At 53.0% G+C, this 21,929-nt stretch carries 9 protein-coding genes; all 9 read right to left on the bottom strand.

The window, feature by feature from the left end; genetic code table 11:
- Positions 1-29 precede the first annotated feature (29 nt).
- Positions 30-2,339, bottom strand: coding sequence for a family 20 glycosylhydrolase (locus tag FH871_RS13875; protein WP_138992037.1), 2,310 nt, complete (start codon positions 2,337-2,339; stop codon positions 30-32).
- Positions 2,340-2,443: 104 nt separating this feature from the next.
- Positions 2,444-3,760 (bottom strand): vanadium-dependent haloperoxidase, encoded by a 1,317-nt coding sequence (locus tag FH871_RS13880; protein WP_138992038.1) that lies wholly within the window; start codon positions 3,758-3,760, stop codon positions 2,444-2,446.
- 2 nt (positions 3,761-3,762) lie between these two features.
- Complete coding sequence (locus FH871_RS13885) at positions 3,763-7,107, bottom strand: VCBS repeat-containing protein (RefSeq protein ID WP_138992039.1); 3,345 nt, start codon at positions 7,105-7,107, stop codon at positions 3,763-3,765.
- A gap of 76 nt (positions 7,108-7,183) precedes the next feature.
- A complete protein-coding gene (locus tag FH871_RS13890) occupies positions 7,184-8,767 on the bottom strand; it encodes a SusD/RagB family nutrient-binding outer membrane lipoprotein (protein WP_138992040.1) in 1,584 nt (527 codons plus the stop codon).
- Between the two features lie 28 nt (positions 8,768-8,795).
- A complete protein-coding gene (locus FH871_RS13895; RefSeq protein ID WP_138992041.1) occupies positions 8,796-11,885 on the bottom strand; it encodes a SusC/RagA family TonB-linked outer membrane protein in 3,090 nt (1,029 codons plus the stop codon).
- Between the two features lie 469 nt (positions 11,886-12,354).
- Positions 12,355-13,671, bottom strand: coding sequence for a vanadium-dependent haloperoxidase (locus tag FH871_RS13900; RefSeq protein ID WP_138992042.1), 1,317 nt, complete (start codon positions 13,669-13,671; stop codon positions 12,355-12,357).
- A gap of 5 nt (positions 13,672-13,676) precedes the next feature.
- Positions 13,677-17,024, bottom strand: coding sequence for a VCBS repeat-containing protein (locus tag FH871_RS13905; protein ID WP_171062844.1), 3,348 nt, complete (start codon positions 17,022-17,024; stop codon positions 13,677-13,679).
- A 109-nt stretch (positions 17,025-17,133) separates the two neighbouring features.
- Positions 17,134-18,720 carry a SusD/RagB family nutrient-binding outer membrane lipoprotein gene (locus tag FH871_RS13910; protein WP_138992043.1) on the bottom strand — a complete coding sequence of 529 codons (1,587 nt, stop codon included), beginning with the start codon at positions 18,718-18,720 and terminating at the stop codon, positions 17,134-17,136.
- A gap of 10 nt (positions 18,721-18,730) precedes the next feature.
- Positions 18,731-21,835, bottom strand: coding sequence for a SusC/RagA family TonB-linked outer membrane protein (locus tag FH871_RS13915; protein ID WP_138992044.1), 3,105 nt, complete (start codon positions 21,833-21,835; stop codon positions 18,731-18,733).
- Between the last annotated feature and the right edge of the window lie 94 nt (positions 21,836-21,929).

Consider the following 21,929-nt stretch of genomic DNA (forward strand, 5'->3'; position numbering starts at 1 on the left):
TGATACAAATAAAACTTTCCTTCTCTTAATCAATGCAGTAGCCAGTTCGAAGGCACCTCCCGGGGCTCTTCGTTGCCTTTGCTGTATTTCAGTTTGAGGGTATACCCTCCTCCGCCTTCGATAAAGTCCAGTTCGACCGGGTGCAGACCCGCCTTCAACGCGACCTGCCCGCTTTTCTCAATCGGGCCGTGTTGTCCGTCGTTGTCAACCACCTCGCGGTTGGCGATGCGCAGGACACCACCGTCGTCACAGGTCAGAAAAAAGCTATAAACACCGGTTTCCGGAATGGCCAGATACCCCCGAAACCGGAGTCCGAAACTGGGTGCCGTGGCCTGGTCCGGTACTTGAATCGAGCGAATTGTCAGACTATCCGTAACCGTCGCCGACGCCATTCCTTTTGAATTTTTGAACGAACCGGCGTAGTAATGAACCTGCAAACCGGGTTGCGTCGTTCGGGCAATGACAGGCTCTGCCAACGCCTGTTGCCGAAACCGGGCGGTATACGTATCGCCTTTCAGACCACCGGGCGTAAAGGCGGCAAACGTCACCGTAGTCAACTGCGTGATGGGCAGAAATTCGGGTAAAACCGTTGAGGTCGAATCGGGTTGCAAACCGTCCGTGCGGTAGCGAATAATCAGGTGATTGGCCGGTTTCTGAACCGCAAAGAGGGCTTTGTCGACATACACATTATCTTCCGTAAACCCGGATAAATCGGGAAGACGATAGTGGACATTCAACGCGTCCAGCCGGGGATAGTGGCTTTTTAGCCGCTGTAAATAGTCCTCATACCGGTTTTCTTTCGTCCAGATCGCTTCGGCCAGAGCCGTCATTCGGGGCATGGTCATGTAGTCGACCCGGTTTTCGGAGGGAATGTATTCCGTCCAGATATTCGCCTGCGCCCCCTGAATCGCCAAGGCTTCGGACGCGGTCAGGCCAGCCGGGATCGGGTTGAAATGATAGACATTGTCAAGGGAATTCTTGTTGGGTAAGACATCGAAATACAGCGTGTTGACGGGCGTCATCACCACCGGATTGCCGTTTTTGACAGCCTTCACCGGTGCATCCTTCACCCAGCTCCGCCAGTACATGATCGTCGCCGAGGCATTGATCCCCCCTTCCAGCGCATCGTCCCAGACCAGCAGCTTCTTGCCCTTCGACTGAACGTATTTTTCCATGCGGTGGACAAAATAACTCTGCAATTGGTTGACATCCTTCAGCCCTTCCCGCTGCATCAGCACCTTACACGCATCCGACTGCGCCCAGGTTGTTTTTTCAACCTCATCGGCTCCCAAATGAACATACGGACCTGGAAACAAGGCCATGATCTCATCCAGCACCGCTTGCGTAAATTCGTAGGTCGTTTCATTGCAGGGGCAAATCGGCACCGAAAAATCCTTGCCCCACCCCTCTTTCCCGGTGCAGCTCAGAAACGGATACGCTTTGATGGCAGCCGCCAAATGGCCCGGCATGTCGATTTCGGGAACAATGTCGATGTGCCGGTCGGCCGCGTAAGCGATGAGTTGCTTCATCTCGGCCTGGGTGTAAAAACCGCCGTACAGCGTTTTCCCGTCTTTCTGAATCAGGTGCTTCGATGGCAAGGCAAAATCCGGGTTGGTTTTCGCCCGGTCCAGCACTACCGAATCCTGGTTGTTGAACGTCCGCCAGGCCCCTATTTCCGTCAGTTTCGGGTATTTTTTGATTTCGATCCGCCAGCCCTGGTCATCGGTCAAGTGCAGGTGAAATTTATTGAATTTGTACAGTGCCAACAGGTCGATGAACTTTCGAAGATACGCCATCGAAAAGAAATGCCGCGAGACGTCCAGGTGCATCCCCCGCCAGGCATACGCCGGTTGGTCTTCAATCTGCACCGCCGGAACCGCCAGCGTTTGGACCGGGAAATTTGACCGATTTTCCAACGCTACCGGTAGCAACTGCCGCAGCGTTTGAATGGCCCGGAACATCCCCGCCGGTTCCTTTGCCGTCAACGCTATGGTTTTGGGCGTAACGGCTAGGCGGTAACCTTCCGGTGCCGTCAATCCGGCGTCATACTGAAAAATGATTTGTGTCGCCGTCGGTTTGACGGCCTTCGCCAGCGGTTTTCCAAAACCGGTTTCCAGCATCGTGCGCAAAAAGTCCGCTTCCCGCCGAAAAAGGGCGGCAGATTTCGGGATGACGATGCCGGTTTCCGGCGTCAGAACCACCTGACCCGGTTTGGGGGTCAGCGACGTCGGATACGGGATGATGGCGTACTTTTCGGCGACGGCCTGCGCGTGTAGCGTTGACCGATTCCAGACGCTGAGTAACACCAACAAAACCACTAGTCTACTTTTTCTATACATACTCACACGCTGTTCACGGTGTCTTAAAAGTGTTACTGAATTCCGGATTGCAACGGCGACGGCCGGTGATCTCCATTTCAGTGCTAATCGCGATCAGCGGACGCCTATTTAATTCCCATCTTTTGGATAAAAAACCGTCCGATCTGCTTGCCCTGTGCCACGCCGTTTTCAATGGAATCCCGGAAGTGAATCCCACCGTACAGACGGGAAACGGCGGCTTCGCTGGCGGCCTGTTCAAACGACCGGAACGACCGGGCCGGAATCCCAAACTCCAGTTCCACTGTGTCGGTATAGGTGACCGGCCCACCGGCCAGTGTCGTCAAAACCGTCGCGATGGCTGCCGACATTACGCTGTGTCCACTGGTGTATTCCGGAAACGGGGGCGTTTGCAGCATCGGTCGCCAATCCCGATCAAGATGCTGATTGATAAAGGTTTCCGGACGAATCCGGTTGCTGTGGTATTTTTCTTCCCAGCACGAGATAAACGCATCGGCCATCGTTAACCCCACCAGCGTGTGCCAGCGAACGGTTTCGGCCAGCGACAGGTTCCGCTGGAGGCAAACGATGCTGGTGATGCCCATCCAATGTCCGCCCGGCGTAATTTTCTTGGTTCCGAAACTGACGTGGCCCTTCTGGTTCAGGAAAAAAGGATTGCAGTCCCAGAAATTGGCGATGTGACGTTGCTGATCGGTGAGTGCGCGGGTCGTGTCGTAGACTTCTTTTGCCAGTTGAAAAAACGGCGATCCAGTTCTTTCGTCGTACTTCACCATCGGCAAAGGCCGGAACTGCGACGCACTATCAAGCAGAAAAGGGCGTAATTTGGGCCAATGGGGCTCATACGCTTCCGAGTAGGCCGGGGGCGTCGGTTGCCAGTAACCCGGTTCGTTCGTGGGCGTGAAACGCAGATAACCGCTCGTTTTGATGTAGCCGTCCTGAGCCGCATACCGGACGAGTTTTTTTACCAGCGTGTCGGCGTAGGCCCGCGTGGCCTGCATACGGGCGTCCGTCAACCGGAACCGGTTTTTGGCCTCTTTCACCAACGCCAGCCGGTCTTTTTCAAGCGTATAGCCCGACGGCAACAACTCCTCCCCCATGCGCAAAAGGGCGTACAAACTACCAAACCGGGCGTCGATTTGGGCGTCCGGCGGTCCGGCAAACGCCGGATAACTGCGCAGCAAACCGCCGAAAGGGACATAACTGGCCGGGCGTTTTTGCTGGTACAGCAATTCGTAGGCCGCCAGGTTCGCGTACGCATAATACCGGGCCGATGCGCAGGGGCCGGTGACGTCGTTGACCATGACATCGGTCAGTTTTTTCAAGGTTTTCGCGTAAGCTGCCGCTTCCGTCTCCACCCCGGGCGGTTCGGCCCGGAGGGTGTGGCTGCAACCCAGCAGCAACAGAAATAGGAGTCTTTTTTTCATACTCAACGGGTCTTTTGGTAAACCCGGATGCTGTCATTATTGCGGCCAAATAAGATGGTCAGGGTGTTATTCTGTTCCAGAGTGACGATGTCCCGCACGTCGCCCTCGACCCGAAAACCGGCCTTTGACTGCGGCACGTACGAAAACCGGAATGTTCCGTTGTTTTTAAACAGCGAACCGTAATTGGCATCCATCTTGCCAATCTTGATGCGGGTATACGACTGGTTTCCCCCGACCAGCAAATCCTTCAATCCGTCGCCATCGTAATCAACCAGCGCCAGGGCAAAAATGGGCGCAAACTGGGCTTCAACGGGCAGGTCGTGTTTGGCAAAGGTGCCGTCGCCCTTGTTTTCCAGGAGGATAGAACTGAACGTAGTTGCCTGAAGTGTGTCGGCCCGGGTCAGTTGTTCCGGCGTCAGGATCTCCTTCAGGGTGGCGTCGGCATAGGACTGATAGGTCGGAAATTTCCGGCGAAGCGGAAAAAGCTGGTTGAGGGCTTCGTCGCGGCTCACCAAGGGATACGAACGGCCCTGGTTGTAATAACACAGGAACGGGTCGATGGCTTCGTTCTGGTCAAAATCGCCGTACACCATCGTAACCGGCTCGGTTTCGGTCGGTTTCATCTGGCTGTTGCGGCCAAAATTGCCGACCACCAGATCCAGGTCGCCGTCGTTGTCCAGGTCAGCGGTTTCGATGCGGTTCCACCAGCCGTTTGATTGAGTGATTGAGCGATTGACCGGGCCGCCGGGCGGTGAGTTAGTGAATGATTTTCCTGATTCGTTTTTTAGCACGGTGATGGGCAGCCATTCGCCCACCATCACAAGGTCTTGCCAGCCGTCTTGGTCAAGGTCGAGCGCGACGGCGTCGGTAACCAAACCGATTTGGGTTAGAAAGGGCGCAAGCTGAGCGGTTTTATCGGTAAAAATGCCTTTGCCATCGTTGATCAGAATCCGGCTGCTGGTGGGTTCGGGATACCGGCCCGGAATGACCCGGCCCCCAACAAACAAATCGAGGTCGCCATCTTTGTCAAAGTCCAGCGAAACGACGCAGCCATCACTGATGGTTTCGTCGGGAAGTGCCCCGGTTTGCCGCGTAAAATTCCCTTTCCCGTCGTTGCGGTACAACCGGTCCTGCAACAGCAGATCGTCGGGCAAATAGGCAAAACCGCCACTGGCGACGTATAAATCCGGATCACCATCGCTGTCGGCATCGAAAAACAGCGCGTCCGTGTCTTCGTGCATTTTATCCGCATCGAAAGCGGATTGCGGACTTACTTGCCAGCTCCCATTCTTTTGCTGCAAAAGCAAGCTTCCCGGCTGGCCTTTCGCACCGGCGGCATACAAATCGATCAGGCCGTCTCCGTTGACATCGGCCTTCGCCAGATGCGGCCCCTGAAACGATAACATATTGGGAATCAACAACTGCCGCTTGAAATCATTGTAGGCGTCTTCCGTATGCCGGTACGGGAGCGAATCGCTCAGAACTTCCGTAAAAACCGGTTTCTCCGAGACGGTTCTGTGCCAGTCGTATTTTCCCGCTGCGTCTTCCGGTTTCAAAACCAGCTTTTGGTTGGCTTTTACCCCCCGCAACACCTGGGTCTGGTCATTCGGCCAGACAATCCGCAGACTATCGACGATTGTCGCTTTACCCAAACCAAAATGCAGGGGCGTATACAGACCGGATTGAAAACCGCGCGAAGGGTTAAACTCCTGATACTGTGTCATTCCCTGGCTATACACCCAAACTTTGGTTCCGGCAGCGAGTGCCGCCGGACTGCCGCCAATCTGAACCTGCACATAATGCTGCTCCGAAACCCGGCTGTCGTTGCGGTAAATCGAGGGCGGAATGTTGATGTTGTTGGTGATGATTTCCAGATCGCCGTCGCTGTCCAGATCGGCGTAAACCGCCCCGTTCGAAAGGGCTTTCTGATCCAGTCCCCAGGCTTTTACCTTGTTTTCGAACGTCAACTGGCCGGTATTCCGGAAAATGTAATGCTGGGTTGTGGTCGACGGCATCTGTCGGAGAATGTCCATCATGGCCGTCGAATCGCCCCGCGCAATCTTCAATTGCTGGTCGGCGTAGAACTTCATAAAGTCCATGTTGGTGTAATCCCGCAGGTAGCCGTTGGTGACGTACAGATCCTTCCAGCCGTCATTGTCAAAATCCGCAAACAGCGGGCACCAGCTCCAGTCGGTATTGGAAATACCCGCCAGTTGCCCGATTTCGCTGAATTTAGGCACCAGAAAACCGTTCTCTTTTTGAACGCCGGTGTTCAACTGCAACATATTCCGCATCAACTGGTGGTCGAACCCGTTGCGGAGCATGTTCTGGTAGGTTTCGTAATTTTCCGGGCCGTAAAGCAGTTTTTGCCGCCGGTTGTCTTCGGGCAGCATGTCGAGGGTGAAAATATCCGGCCAGCCGTCGTTGTTGATGTCCGTCACCTCGTTGCCCATCGAAAAGTAGCTCAAATGCCCGACCGACTTTTCCAGTGAATCGTAAAAGTGGCCCTTTCCGTCGTTGAGATAGAGGTAATCCTGTTCGATGTAGTCGTTGGAAACGTAAATATCGGGCCAGCCATCGAGGTTGATGTCCGCAATGGCAACGCCCAGTCCGAAACCGATCGGATTGCCTTTGATCCCGGCGGCTTCGCTGACGTCCACGAACTTTCCGTTATCGTTCCGCAGCAAGCGGTCGCCCGCAAACTCGTCGCGCATGGCTTTTACGGCAGCCGCATCGAACCGCTTGAAATCCTTGATGTTGTGGTTGAGCAGGAAACAGTCCAGATCGCCATCTTTGTCGTAATCAAAGAAAGCGGCCTGGGTGCTGTGGGTTGGCAAATCCAGTCCGTATTGGGCGGCCTGATCCGTAAACGTTAGATTTTTATTGTTGATGTAGAGCCGGTTGCGCCGTTGTTCCGGTCGGCCGCTGCCGGAGTAGCAGACGTAAATATCCAGCCAGCCATCGCGGTTGATGTCGACCAGCGTCACCCCGGTTTTCCAGCCCAGCCCCTTGCCGATTCCCGCCGAAGACGAAATATCCCTGAACTTCAAACTGCCCTGGTTGACGTACAGCCGGTCGGCCACCATGTTTCCGGTGAAGTACAGATCCGGCAAACCGTCGTTGTTCAAATCACCGACCGCCACGCCCCCGCCGTTGTAGAAATACTCGTAGGCCAGCACATTGTTTTTTTCGGTCTCGACCAGTTTGTTCACGAATTTCACACCGGTTTGCTGGGGATTGAGCAGGGTAAACTGGGCCAAAGCGGGTTGGGCGATCAGCAGACCGATGAGACAGAGTATCAGGCTGGAAAGCCGCCCGATTCGAAGAAAGTGTACGGTAGTAATCATTAAAAAGACTTACGGGTTAACAAGCCCACATAGCGACAGCCTATTAACCCGTAAGTTACGAAATTATACAAGTTACTTATTGTTTATCCCACCAGATCCGGGTCGTAAACAGATCAGGACCCTGCACCGCAATGGCGGCATTGTACTGAGCCGCGTTCCGGCTGGCTTCCGACGATGGATACCGCAACCGACGCATGATCGTGCCACCGGTTTCGTTGCCCGCGTAGTTGGTCGGGGTCAAAACCGGGTAACCCGTCCGACGCCAGTTGGCGTAGGCTTCGTACGAATTCAGGAAATTAACCGCCCAGTATTGCGTGCCGATTTGCTCCATTTGCTGGGCCGTCGTACCGGTTGCCAGATACGGATGCGCCGTCAGGTAGGCCGTGATGGAAGCCGCCGGAATGGTTCCGCCGTACAATGACATCATGCTCATGGCCGCTGTTACGCCTTTGTTGTAATGGGTAGCCGCCTGACCGTCACCCCAGCCGCGAACGGCGGCTTCGGCGAGCAGGTATTCCACTTCGGCATAGCTCTGGAAAACCGTCGGAGCCGAGTTGCTGGCGATTTTGTTCAGGTTGGCTTCCGAATACGTCGCCATCGACTGGTCGGTCCAGGTTGGAATGAGCGTTTTGATGGTCGTCACGTCATACCCGTTTGGCAAGCCTTTCTGCAAAGCCGGGTTCGTTGCTGCCGCTTCTTTCGTCGGGTCGGCATTTCCTTCCCACAGGGTTGCGATAAACGGCAGGCGCGGGTCGTTGTTGTTTTTCAGGAAGTTGACAAACGTCTGGCTCAGTTTGCTGTTGGCATTGCCTTTCAGGTTCGCTGCGTCGTATTCCTGCGTCCGCAGCGTGTTGCTGTCAAGGTTCCGTTTGTTGTCGTCGCCCTCGGCATGGTTCACTTTGGCAATGTCGTCGTTGCTCTGCATCACGCCCCCGGCAATCGCTTTTTTCACGTACGTTTCCGCTTTGGCCGGGTCTACTTTCGTGAGCCGCATACCCAACCGCAGCATCAACGAATAGGCAAACTTCTTCCATTTGGTCAGATCCCCCGCGAAGATGATATCGCCCGCGCCGTACCCGGTTTTGGTGGCATCGAGGGCCGGAGCCGCCAGATCCAGTTCATTGAGCATGTCGGCATAAATGTCGGCCTGCTTGTCGTATTTCGGCGAGTACGTATTGTTCAGGTAGCCTTTTGCCGCTTCGGAATACGGAATATCGCCGTACAGATCCGTCACGCGGTGGTAGGCAAACACCCGGAAAATCCGAGCCACATTGTAGAGGTTAGACTGCGCCGGATTGTCTTTCGTCAGGGCAATGATCTGTTCAAGTTCCTTGATGTGTGAACCGTAGGCCGTCTCGAAAAACGCATCCGAATACGGCCCGTTGTACAGGTACTTATCCCCCGACCAGTAAGTATTCAGGGCAGCAAAATGCTGGATGATGGCACCGGCATAAATCAGATTTCCCCGGTGGTTTTCGTAGCCTGTTCCGGCGGTTTTCACCACGCTGTAAGAAAACAGGTTGGGAATAACCGGCGTTGTGAGGGCATTCGGGTTGGTGTTGAGTTCTTCAAAACCGTTATCGCAAGAGGAAAACAGGAGACTGGCGCTCAGGAGACTCGTCAGGATCGGCAGTCGTCTTCTTTTTATTGTTTGTAACATGATGCTGTAGTGTTAAGATCAGTAGTTCTTAGAAACGAACCATCAGGTTCAGACCAAAGCTGCGGGCCGGTGGTACGCCGAACATTTCGAGTCCCTGCGCATTTCCGCTGTTGTAGGTCGATTCCGGATCGACATTCGGCACTTTGCTGTACAATAACAGCAGGTTCCGGGCGACGAACGACAAACTAACCGATTGAATGGGCGTTTTTGCCAGGAATGACTTCGGCAGGGTGTAGCCAAACGTCAACTGGCGCAGTTTGGCAAAATCCGAGCTGTAGATGAACTGGTCGGTGATCGTCGTCAGACCGCTGTAGTAGTCCTGAACGTCTTTGCCCGCAAACGTTTTCGTGAACGCATCGCCGGTTGGCGAAACACCGGTTACGGTCAAACCGCCTTCGCGACCCACCAGCGTTTCTTTGGCCAGGCCTCTGGCGTAGGCGAAATAGTTGGTCGCACTGTACAGTTTGGCCCCAAATTTCGCATCGATCAGGAAGCTCATCGAGAAGTTCCGGTAGCTGAAGGTGTTGGTCAACCCCATCGTCAACGGCGGCACACCGCGGCCCAGCATCGTAAATTCGCTGCGCATCGGAACACCGGTGGCGGTGTTGTAAACCGTGTTGCCATTGGCATCTTTCAGGGCTCTATACCCCGCCAGCATCCCATAAGGCTCACCCTCAAAGTGATACACATACGCGCTTTGCGTCCGCGACTGATCGAGTTCCAGGCGTTTCAGACCATCGGCGATTTTCACGACTTTGTTATCGTTGTACGCCATGTTGTAGGCCACATTCCACGTCAGACCGCTGGCCGCTTTGACAGGCGTACCGGTCAGCAAAACCTCGATTCCTTTGTTCACGACTTCGCCCACGTTCAGCAACACATTGCCGTAGCCGGAAGCCGACGAGGTTGACGCCGTCACCGGGTCATTTTTCGTCACCCGGTTATAATACGTCAGGTCAAGTCCCAGTTTGTTGTTGAACAGCTTGGTTTCCAGACCAATTTCCGTCGTCGTCGAGGTGTTGGGTTGCAGCAGGGCGTTCGGAATGGTTCCGCCGTTGATGCGCATCAGCGGGACACTGCCCACGTAGGAGTTGCCTTCCAGGGCGTAGGTCAGGTTCAGGGCGTATGGGTTCGGATAACCACCCCCTACCTGCGCCAGTGACGCGCGGATTTTCCCGTAATTCAGCCAGTTGCCCTTGTTGGGCAGCACGTCGGAGAACACAAAGCTCAGACCGGCCGACGGATAGAACAGGCTGTTGTTGGCCTTCGCCAGCGTCGAGAACCAGTCCTGGCGACCGGTCAGGGTCAGGAACAGCACATTCTGGTAGCCTACATCCGCCGAAGCAAACAGGGAGTTGATGCCAAAACCGCTGTAGCCGTAGCCTGATGATTTGTTGATGGTGTTGTCGAGGAAGTAGTTGAACGGCACGTTGAACTGGCTGCCGTTGTAGCTCATTTCCTCCGTCGAGCGACGCATCCGGTTGCCACCCGCCAGGGCATTGACCGAGAAAGCACCGAACTCTTTGTTAAACCCAAGCAGCACTTCGGCGTTAGTTTCCTGAATCTGGACCTGACGACGGTTCATGCTCCCCAGCGTCGAATACGCCAAACCGGTCGGTTCGATGCTCAGGTACTTCATCATGTTGTTATCGGTACCCACCCGGCCCCGGATGTAGAGGAAGTCGGTGATGTTGTAGCGCATCGAAAACGACCCCAGAAAGCGGTTCCGGATGTCTTCGTTTTTGACTTTGTTGACCACAAAATACGGGTTTTGGGCATACACGCTGCTGTTCCAGAGAGCCTCGTACCCACGCGCGTCGTAACCCGGATCCAGCGAACGGATGTCGACGGTATTGGCAATCATCTGCACCCCGTAGTTCGGATTTTTAGGCGTATCCGACAGGAAGGTCCGGTTGGTTCCGGTTTCAACATTATACTGGGCAACACCCTCGAAAAGCACTTTTTTCGACAGGTTGGCATTGGCGCTCAGGTTGAACGATTTCCGGTTGAACCCGGAGTTCGGAATGCTGCTTTTCGAGTCGAGGTTCGAGGCTGAGAAACGGAAGCTGGCCGCTTCGTTTCCTCCGGCCACCGCCACGGTGTTGGTGAAGGTGCTGCCGGCGTTGTAGAAATTCTTGACGTTATCTTTCTGGGCTGAATACGGCCGGGTTACGCCGTCGAACTGAATCACCGGCGAACCGTCGATTCGGGCACCCCACGATTGAGCGCCCGTGTTGATGGCTTCCTGCTGGGTCAGGGGTTTGGCCTGCCGGATTCCCTGACCATATTCATACTGCCAGTCGGTCAGTGTGAAGGGGCGATCGCTCGTATAAGTTCCGTTGTATTCGACCCCGATTCCTTTCTGGCCTTTCCCGGTTTTGGTCGTAATCAGAATGACCCCGTTCGAAGCGCGTGAACCGTAGAGAGCCGCAGCCGTTCCCCCTTTCAGCACCGAAATGGTTTCGATGTCGTCCGGGTTGATGCTGTTCAAACCGTCACCCGTGTCCGTTCCCCCCCACATACCGGCGGAGTTGACGTTCGTGTTGTCGATGGGTACGCCGTTGACAACGTACAGGGGCTGGTTGTTACCACTCAGCGAACCGTTCCCCCGGATAATGACCCGGCTCGATCCGCCTGGTCCTGTTGCCGTTGCGGTTGCGTTCACCCCGGCAACTTTCCCCGACAGGGCGTTACCGAGGTTGATTTCGCGGGCCTGCGTAAAATCCGACCCTTTCACTTCCGTCACCGAATAGCCCAGGGCTTTTTTGTCTTTGGCGATGCCCAATGCCGTTACGACAACCTCATCCAGCGTTTTGTCATCTTCAACCAGGGCGACATCGATGGTCGTCTGGTCGCCCACGGTAATGTTCTGGGCCACAAACCCGAGTGACTGGATCACCAGCACACTGCCTTTGCCGACACTGATGGAATACCGGCCGTCGGCGTCCGTAATCGTTCCCTTGTTCGTTCCTTTAATCAAAACGTTGGCACCCGGAATGGCGCTCTGGCTTGCATCCGTCACTTTTCCCTGTACGTTCAGGAGTTGCGCCCACGAGACGCTGCAACTCAGGAGCAATACGAAAAAAAGGAGAGTAAACCGCTCTTTACATAGCTTCATTGGTTTTCTGTAGGTTGGTTGATGTTAAGAAATAAGCGAAATAACATTACGGGAAACAGTACAGTAAGAAAGTGGAAATAAGCAGATTAGGGGATTGGTGATAGAACACACAGAATACTTATTATAATGAATTACTTTCTTTATAGGAAACAAATGGCGTGTAGGCTTTAATAATATTTGGCTTTCTACTGAATTAGCAAGCAAATATACTATTTGTTAATTTTTTTAAAAAATACGGTATAGATAATAAATAAATACGTTTTATTACTTTCCAAAGGTCAAGTTTTACGAAATCTATATTTATAGGGACGCAATATTATTATTGCGATAACCTGAATAACCCCGGTCCCCCAAAGTCAAATAAGTTCTCTAAAAAATACAGCGAATATTTTGGAACAAGCCGACACGATCAGCCAGCAGGCGGGCATTTGAGGCAAAATAGAGGGATGCAAACCAGCGATAAGGGGCGTCAGAGCAGAGGTTTGATACCGGCTTTTTTGATTTTAGAGACCACAAAATTGCCGATGGCTTTTCCCTGCGTTTGCCCATTCTCAATCGCATCGCGGAAATGAATTCCGCCGTAAAGCCGCGAGATGGCCGCTTCTTCGGCCGCCTGCCGGAACGACTTAAAATCGCGGGTGGGCAGTTCGAACAGGACTTCGGTATCGTCCGTAAACGAAAAGTTATCACCGATCAGGTACGTCAGCACTTCGGCCACGGCGGTCGAAATGACACTGTGACCACTGGTGTATTCCGGAAAAGGTGGCGTCTGCAACAGCGGTTGCCAGCGCGCATCGATGGAGCGGTTGATGACGGTTTCGGGTCGTACGCGGTTGCTACGGTATTTTTCATCCCAGCAACTGATAAAAGCGTCCATCAACGTGGCGGCAACCAGCCAGTGGGCCTGGAGCGTTTTGTCAAAATCCAGTCTGGCTTTCCGGGTCGCAATGCTCGTGATATTCATCCAATGCCCTCCCGGACTGATTTTTTTAAAGCCAATCGACATGTGGCCGGAGGTGTTGATGGCGAAGGGATTGCAGTCCCAGTACGAGGCAATAAACCGCTTTTTTTCATCCAGATTTTTCCCTTCCCGGTATACTTCGTAGGCCAGTTTGTAAAATTCGCTGGTAGAATCCTTGCTGAAAACGACCGCCGGTTTGGGGGTAAACTGGGTGCAGGAATCGATGAACATCGGGCGAATGGTTCGCCAGTGGGGTTCGATGGCTTCGATGTAACCCGGCGGGGTTGGATACCAGAATTGTTCACCTTTGGCGGGGCGGTGGCGCAGGCGGGTGCTTAGTTTCAGGTAATTATCGGTAGCTGCATACGCCGTTACTTTTTTGGCCACTTCCTGCGCAACGGCAATCGACGGGTTGATAACCGCCTGGTCGTAACCTTCTTTCCGGAGCGTTTCCATCAGTTTTTTCTGCTCATCTTCCAGCATATAGCCCGAGGGAAGCATCAGTCGACCGGTTTCCAGCACGCAAAAAAGGGCAGCAATCCGGTAGTTGTAAGGACCTTTAGGTTCAATCACGATCTTTTTGTAGCTGGGAACCAAAGCCGCAGGGGCTGTGAAAGCCGTATTGTGCTGCGCCATAATTTCATACGCCCCCAATAAACTGTAGGTATAAAACCGGCTGGCAGCCGGCGGATTGGCCACATCATGAATCATCACCATCGTCACCGCGAAAATTGTGGGTTGCAAATGACGCCCCAGATCCGGCTTGGCCTTTTGCCCCTGCACCGAATGACTAACCAGGAAACCAAGCAGGAATAAATACCGCATTGCCATCATTTTTTGTAAACCTGAACCGGTTCGTTGAAGGCCCCGATTACCAAATACTTTTGTTGCTTTACCTGCAATTCGACCACCGCTTTGACGTCACCAATCACCGATAAACCGGCTTCTGGTTGACTCACGTAAGCAAAACCGCCTTTCCCGTTGCCTTTCAACAAACAGCCATAATTGGCGTCCAGACTGCCGATTTTCAGCCGATTATCGGATTTGTTTCCCAGCAGCAGGACATCCATAAAACCGTCGTGATCGAAGTCTTCGACCAAAGATTTTGTCACCGGAGAAAATTGGGCCGGCAGCGGCAGAACCTGTTTTTCAAATGCGCCGTCTTTCGCCAGAAAACAGACGGAACGGCATTCTGTAACCGTCATTTTTTTGGCTTTCGCCAGGTCATCCGCCGAGAAAATGTCGTTGATGGTTGCCGTCGAATAGTCTTTGTAGTAGCCAAACTTCCGGCGCATGGGGAAGATTTGGTCGTTCAGCTCATCGCGGCTGACAAACGGATAGGACGTTCCCTGCACATAAAAACTGAAGAACGGATCGATGGAACCGTTGTTATCAAAATCGGCATACACCAGCTCGGCGGGTTCTTTTTTCGAGTATTTAAGCTGCGAATTGACGCCCAGATTGCCGGCAATAATGTCTTTTTTACCATCCCCGTTTACGTCGGCGACCGTGATCGAAAACCAGAAACCGCTTTCTTGTTCCGGAAAATACTGGCTGGTTTTATCCAGAAAACCGTCTTTGGTATTGGCAAATACTTTAATCGGCATCAATTCCCCACACAGAATCAGGTCCTTGCGTCCATCACCGTCCAAATCTTCCCACTGGGCATCGGTAACCATACCGACGGTCGAGAACGGCGTTTTTACGGTTTTAAACTGCCCTTTTCCATTGTTTTCCAGCAAATACGACGCAGGCGGTTCCGGATACCGCCCCGGAATAACCCGTCCGGCAACAAACAGATCCAGATCGCCATCGCCGTCGAAATCCACCACCCGAACACAGGATTTACTGCTGGTCGTCAGCACCGGTAAAGCCGTCGTAATCAGTTTTAAATTGCCTTTGCCATCGTTGATGTACAGGACATCCTGCAACGACGGCGTGTTGGGTTCAAACAGCGAATAGCCACCTTTGGCTACGTATAAATCATCAAAGCCATCACCATTGGCGTCGAAAAAAACAGCCGCCGAAAGCGCCGAAACGTTCTCGTCCCCAATGGTTAGTTCTTCGATTTTCTTGAAAGTTCCGTCCGTTTGCTGCAACCAGATTTTGCCGTTGGTATTTTTATCCCCGCCAATAAACAGATCGTCCAACCCGTCTTTATTCACATCGCCTTTTGCCAGAACCGGCCCGACCTGCGAATACATAAACAGCATCAGCGGCTGGCGTTTGAAATCATTTTCGTTATAGCCTTCGTGAAGAAAGGAAATGATCTTATCGGTTTTTTGAAAAATGCCGGGCTTGTGTTTCTGAACTGCCATTCTGAATTTTGAAGCACTGGTCGGTTGCACAACCGTTAGGGACTGATTGGCAGCCACTTGTGTCAATTTTTGTTCAGTTTGATCGGGCCAAATCACCTTGATGGAATCAACCATCGTGGCCTGATCGAGGCCAAAATGCAGCCGGGCCGATTGCGAAGACAGGTAACCCCGAACCGGCTGTTGCTCCTGATACTGCAACCCGCCTTTGGCATAGACCGTTACTTTGGCTCCTACCGCCTGTTTATTCTTACCCGCCGAAACCAGTTTAAGCTGAATGTAAGACGTTTTTAATTGCTCCCGACTCAGGTTCTGGTATACAAAAGCGGGTTCGTTGATGTTGTTGACGACCAGTTCCAGATCGCCGTCGTTATCCAGATCGGCATACACCGCCCCGTTTGAAATCGAAGCGGTTTGAAATCCCCAATCCGTTTGCTTATTCGCAAAAGTCAGATCCCGGCTATTCTTAAAAATATAATTGGGCAATTTGGTCGATGGCATGGCCCGGATCAAATCCATGAGCTGAATCGATTCGCGTTTGATCGCTTTCTGCACTTTGTAATCACCCCAGTATTTCAGAAAATCCTTGTTGGTATAATCCCGCAAATACCCGTTGGTAATAAACAGATCTTTGTAGCCGTCGTTGTCAAAATCAGCCAGCAAAGGAGCCCAGCTCCAATCGGTATTCGAAACACCGGCTGCCTGCGCAATTTCGCTAAAGGTTCCGTCGCCGTTGTTCAACTGCAACATATTGCGCATGTACTGCTTGTAGAGTTTCTGCTGCACCATCAATTCAAACGACTCGTAGTTTTCCTGGAGTTGCAGCAATTTCTGCCGCCGGTTGTCTTCGGGCAGCATGTCCAGTGACATAATATCCGGCAGACCGTCGTTGTTGTAATCGGCAATGTCGATGCCCATCGAGAACTGCGCCAGATGCCGGAAATAGTGCTGGGTTTCGTCTTTGAACGTACCGTTTTTCTGGTTGATGTAGAGGTAATCCGATTCGTTGTAATCGTTGGTGACATAAATATCCTGCCAGCCGTCCTGGTTTACATCGGCAATAGCCATGCCCAACCCAAACGTGAGCGGATACTGGTGAATACCCGCTTTTTTGGTGACATCGACAAAGTGGTTATCCCGGTTTTCGTAGAGTTTATTCCCGGCCAGTTCATCCACTTCGTTCCGCAGTTTGGCCAGTTCCATGTTGTCGTATTTCTTCACATTGTGATTCAACAGCATCATGTCAAGATCGCCGTCGTTGTCAAAATCAAAGAAAGCCGACTGGGTGCTGTAACCCGGATCATCGAGACCATATTGCCTGGCCTGTTCGGCGAACCGCACCGAACCATCGGATGAAACGCCCTGGTTGATAAACAATTGGTTCCGGCGTTTATCGTCTTCTCCTTTGCCGGAATAACAGACATAGATATCCAGCAGACCATCGCCGTTTACGTCGGCCATGCTGACGCCGGTTTTCCAGCCGCCCGACCGACCGCCCAAACCCGGCGCAGCGGTTTTGGTGATGTCTTTAAATTTCAGTCCACCCAGATTCAGGTAGAGTTTGTTGGGTTTCAGGTTGGCCGTAAAAAACAGATCATCCAGGCCATCGCCGTTTAGATCGCCGACGGCAATACCACCCCCGTTGTAGAAATACTCGTAGGATAAGACGTTCAGGCTTTCGTTTTCATCGATGTCGTTGCTGAAATCGATGGCCGTTTGTTTCGGAGAAAGGAGTTGAAACAGGGTCGTTTGGGCTTGCAAAAATGAAACCGGGAGACACAACAACAGTAGCCCTACCTTACACACCCACACTTTTTTAAAACCGGATGTGCATACTTTATATTTCGAGCCGAGGACTATCATGGTAGCTAAAAACGAAAAACTTCAACAGGAGAGGTTGAAGTTAAGGTAATTTCTGAAACAAATAAAAAAAGGGAAGGCACCACCCGGCAGCCTTCCCTTTTTCCTGAGCTTACTTATCCCACCATACCCGACCAGTGAGCAAATCACCACCCGTCAGGCGGCTAACCGCTTCGGTATAACTGGCTTTGTTATTGATGATTTCCGTTGAGAGGTAAATCATGCGCCTTGGAATGGTTGCATTTGTCACATTCCCCGGATAATTGACGGGCGTCAGTGTCGGATAACCCGACCGGCGCCAGTTGATCCAGGTTTCAACGAAGTCCATGTACGTGCCCGTTGCCAGCCAGTACTGCGTGTTGATGGCATTCAGCGAGGCTTCCGTCGACGTCACGTTCAGCGGATTCGCGGCAACGTAAGCGGCTGCGGCTGCGGGCGTGATGGCGGCCGTGGCATCCAGTTGCGAGAGCGACGTCATGGCGGCCGTTACACCATTGGCATAATGCTCGGCGGCCGTTCCCGGCACGTTCCAGCCGCGCACTTTAGCTTCGGCCAGCAACAGTTCGGTCTGCGCATAGGTCATCGTTTCCAGCGTGCCGTTCCGTTTCAGGTAAACCGAAATCCGTGGCCGGGAGTATTTCCCGAGGGGTGCCACGTCGTTGCCGGTGCCGGTCGCTCCCGGATAGCCCGCCGACGTTCTGATGTCACGGGCACCTCCGCTCAGGTCGTAGCCATTGGGCAGTCCAATCTGAACAGCGGGATCGTTGACCCCTACCAGCGTCTGAAGCGCGTTGTTGGCCAGACCCGGCTGCGGCACTTCGGCAATGGCACTCAAACGCGGATCATTGGTCGTTTTCAGGGCGTCGATGAAGGTTTTCGACCACCGCAATTCCCGGAAATCATCAGCAACCTGGTACACGTTGAAAATCCCGGACGTCGCATTATTGGCATCCGATACGATTCTGGCGTTGTCTTCATTGGAAGTGAAGACACCCCCGGTAGCGGCTTTTTCGGCCCAGGTTTTCGCCGTGGCCGGGTCGACTTTGGTCAGGCGCATGGCGGCCCGCAACATCAGCGAATAGCCTAGTTTTTTCCACTTGGCGATGTCACCCGCGTAGTACAAATCACCAGTTGGTTTCAGCTTGGTGGCATCCAGGGCCGCCGTTGCCTGCTCCAGTTCGGTCAGAATGGCCGTGTAAATCGACTGCTGCGTATCGTATTTCGGATTCGCAATTCCTTCTTTCACCTTGAAGGCTTCGCTATACGGAATATCGCCGTAGACGTCGGTGGCCCGCTGCATGTTCATGGCCTGCATGATCCGGCCGACGTTGTAGAGGTTGGTATACTGCTCTTTCCCCTTCGTCAGGTTGATCATTTCGGCCAAAACCGTACCGATGCTGTAGGCCCGGCTGAACAGGCTGCCCTGGTAGCTGGTCGAGTTCTGGGTGTTTACATACTTGTCACCATTCCCGTAGTAGGTAAAGGTCGACGCCAGAACCTGCATCGAGGTGCTTTGGTACAGAATCCCATCGTAACCCAAATTGATGTACGACATCTGGGCGTTGGGCAAAAAGAAATTCGGATCCCAGGTTGACTCACTCGACCGGGTCGGGTCGGTGTTGATTTCGTCAAATTTATCGGTACAGCTTGTCGCACAAACCAGCAACAGAGCCGCTATATAGATTGAAGTTTTCTTCATGGTTTTTCAATTATTTTTTGAACCGGGCATTGAGGGTGAAACCAAACGTTCTGGTCGAGGGCAACTGGGCACCTTCCGTTCCGGCATAACGCAGGTCGGACGAGAAACCTGCTTCCGGATCAAAATTTTCCGTGTGTCTCAGCAGCGTAGCCAGGTTGCGGCCCACCAACGACAAAGAAATGTCTTCAAACGGCAGTTTGCTTCCCGTGAACCATTTTTCCGGCAGGTGATAGCTCAGAACAACCTGACGCAGTTTGATGAAATCGGCGTTAAACACATTCAGTTTCGAGATGTTGGTCACCAGCGCCGGATAGTAGGTATAGGCTGGTACGTTCCGGGTGTTGGTTTCGCCGGTTGCCAGTACGCCTGAGGCTACCACGCCGGTTTCACGACCTTCGAGGGTCATCTTGTGCAAACCGTCCACGATGGAGTAGTGATTGGTGGCCGACAGCACTTTTGCCCCGAATTTGTAGTCGAACAGGAACGACAGCCCAAAATTTCCGTAGTTGAAGCTGTTGTTCAAACCGCCATATACTTTCGGAATAGCCGAGCCCATGGGCGTCAGTGCGCCCCGTTCCGGAACGCCGTTGGCACCGATGATGACCTGGCCGTTGGCATTGTATTTGTAGTCATACGCCATGACCTGTGCAGCCGCCATGCCTTTTACGTGGGCAATGTTCCCGTTCAAAGGCCGGTAGGTTCCCAAACCGAGTTGCTGGGTTCCGCCGTCACCGTCGATGTCCACAATCGTGTTTTTCACATTCGTGATGTTGAACGACACATCCCATTTAAATGATTTGTTCACGATGGGCGTACCGGTAATCAACAGTTCGATCCCGGTGTTTTTGGTCGAACCCAGGTTCAGCACCCGCGACGAAAACCCGGTGGTGGGCGACAGTGGACCACTCACGATTTCATCCTTGGTTTCCCGGTTGAAGTAGGCAAAGTCGATTCCCAGGCGGTTTTGCAGAAATTTCGTTTCAAAACCGAGTTCAAACTCCGTCAAGCGGAACGGTTTCAGGTCGAGATTCGGCAACTGGGAGCTAAACCCACCCTGCGGGATTCCGTTGATGGTATTGCCCAGGGAATAATACTGGCTGGTCAAATAGGCATCGAAGGCTTCACCGCTCGTTTGGGCATACGAAGCTCTCAGCTTACCAAAGTCCATCGAACGCACTTTGAGTAATTCCGAGAATACAAAGCTGGCCGATACCGAGGGCGCAAAGATACCCCGGTTGGCGGCTGGCAGCGTGGAGTACACGTCGTAGCGGCCCGTCGTCGACAGCGTCAGGAAGTTTTTGTAGTCCAGATCCGCCGTATAATATGCCGACTGCACCTGCCGTTCGTTAAAACCGTACGACTGCCCTTTCGTCAGGGTGTTCGACAGCGTATACAGGTACGGGATGCTCAGACTACCACCTGAAACGCCCACACTTTCAAACTTGTTTTTACGAAGGTTGGCCCCGAGTGCCACATTCAGGCCCAAATCCGGCGTAATTTTCCGGTTAATGCCCAGCAGACCGTCGACGTTCATTTCATTCCGCTGTTCTTTGCTGTTGCTGACACTACCCAGCCGTGAATACGCCGTTCCGTACGGCGTAACGCCAAAGCCGCCGTCGTTGATCAGGTCATAACCCACCCGGCCCTGCAGATAGATCCAGTCGTTAAACTGGTATTTCCCGGTGATGGCCGAAATCAGACGTTTCCGTTCCAGTTTACTTCTGTATTGATTGACCACAAACCAGGGATTGGTTTTATACGTATCATCGCTGAAAGTCAACTCATTGCCGGTGACCGGATCGTAGCCGGGTTTCAGCGCGTTCTGGTTGAAGCTCGTGGCCAGCAGGATAATCCCGTAGTTCGGATTCTGGGGAGCGTCACTCAAACCGGGGCGGTTGTTATCCTGTTGATCGATGTAGTTGGCCATCACACTCACATCGAATTTCTCCGTCACTTTCTGATTGACGCTCAGGTTGATGGTTTTCCGTTTCATGCCGCTGTTCCGAACCGTGGCTTCGGCATCCATCGACGACAGGGATAAGCGGAAACTCGTCTGCTCATTCCCGCCCGACATCGCCACCGTGTTCGTCAACGTGGCGGCTGTCCGGTAGAAATTCTCAATGTTGTCTTTTACCGGCGAATACGGATACTGTTTGCCATCGAACTGGGTGTAGGGCGCACCGTCCATTTTCTCGCCCCAGCTATAAATCCCGGAGTTGCGGGCGCTGTTGACGTCGGTTGGCCGTTTGCCCTGGGTTCCCTGCCCATACACATATTGGAAGTCCGTGAAATCGATCACCTGATCGAATTGCATGTTTCCGTTGTATTCCACCGAAAGACCGGAGTTTTTGCTGCCGCCTTTGGTCGTAATGAGGATAACCCCGTTGGCCGCCCGCGTACCATACAGGGCCGCAGCCGTTGCTCCTTTCAACACCGTCATGGTTTCAATATCGTCCGGGTTGATGTTGGCAATCCCGTCCCCGTTATTGTTCCCGCCCCACTCACCGGCGTTTCCGCGCGAGGAGTTGTCCATCGGAACCCCGTTGATGACAAACAAAGGACTACCACCACTGAAGTTGCTCACCCCCCGGAGGTTGATCCGGGATGACGAACCAGGACCACCGGTTCCGGGCGTGATGCTCAGACCAGCCACCCGCCCCTGCAGGGAGTTGATGACGTTGGTTTCCCGCGCCTGGTTGACCGAAGAAGCATCGATGGTCGTCACGGAATACCCCAGCGAACGCGTGTCCCGCTTAATCCCCAAAGCCGTTACCACCACTTCTTCCAGTGATGCATCGCCGGGTTGCAACTGAACCTCGATGTTCGAGCGGTTTCCAACCGCAATTTCCTGTTTTGCATAGCCAATATAGGAAAACACCAGAATGGCGTTATCGTCGGGAACGACAATGCGGAAACTTCCATTTCCATCGGTGTTGGTGCCTCGTGTCGTTCCCTTGATGGTGACCGTTGCGCCAGCCAGCCCGTTCCCCTTCTCATCCGACACCTTTCCGGTAACTGCTTTATCTACAGCCAATGAAGGTGAAGCCGCAAAGAGTAGCCAGGCTCCGGCAAAGACAAAAACCTTTAAGCAGGTTTTAAGTAGTTTTTGTTTCATAAACTTCATTATTAGGATTGTTTTAGGTGAATATAAGTAAAAAGCGCATTCGATTCAAGTAGGAAAACAGGAGGTTAACGTGCCGATTTCCAGG

Origin of the sequence: Larkinella sp. C7 (genome assembly GCF_006149005.1) — a bacterium.
Lineage (GTDB): Bacteria > Bacteroidota > Bacteroidia > Cytophagales > Spirosomataceae > Larkinella.